The following is a 420-nucleotide window of genomic DNA, read 5'->3' on the forward strand; positions in this document are numbered from 1 at the left end:
TGAGGGGCTGTCGGGCCGCTCGAACTTAATGAGTGGAGCGTAGCAACCCCTCCTCCTCGGCAGCGGCCTCGAACGCCGTTCTTACATCGTCGGGCGTGCGCTCGCCTTTAATGAGAGCGACGCAAGCCTCGATGGCCTCCTTCACTTAGGTCCCCGCTTGGTCCACTTCATGAGTTCCGCCGCGGCACCCTCGACATTGGTACACACGTAGGTGAACTCAGGTCGGTCGGTTCCGATGTAGACCGGAGGGTGAAACCAATGGATACCCATGAGGGTGCCGCCGCTATTTTCGCCTGAGTTAAGGACGGTTGGATCGCCAGCCATGGCTACCTCTCCTACCTCTGAATTATCATTGGCCGGCAAACGGGACGGGCAGCACTCGGTTCCGCCGCTGGGCTATGGTCGACAAGCGGTAAGACT

Annotated in this window: 2 protein-coding genes; both read right to left on the reverse strand. The window is 59.8% G+C overall.

Annotated elements, in window-relative coordinates; genetic code table 11:
• Positions 1-25 precede the first annotated feature (25 nt).
• Entirely contained in the window at positions 26-145 is a 120-nt protein-coding gene (locus AC0L16_RS33615; protein ID WP_473625818.1) for a DUF982 domain-containing protein, read from the reverse strand.
• Positions 142-324, reverse strand: a complete 183-nt coding sequence (locus AC0L16_RS33620) for a hypothetical protein (RefSeq protein WP_473625819.1) — start codon at positions 322-324, stop codon at positions 142-144. Before AC0L16_RS33620 ends, AC0L16_RS33615 begins: the two co-directional genes overlap by 4 nt.
• Between the last annotated feature and the right edge of the window lie 96 nt (positions 325-420).

Source organism: Mesorhizobium sp. WSM4848 (assembly GCF_055811375.1).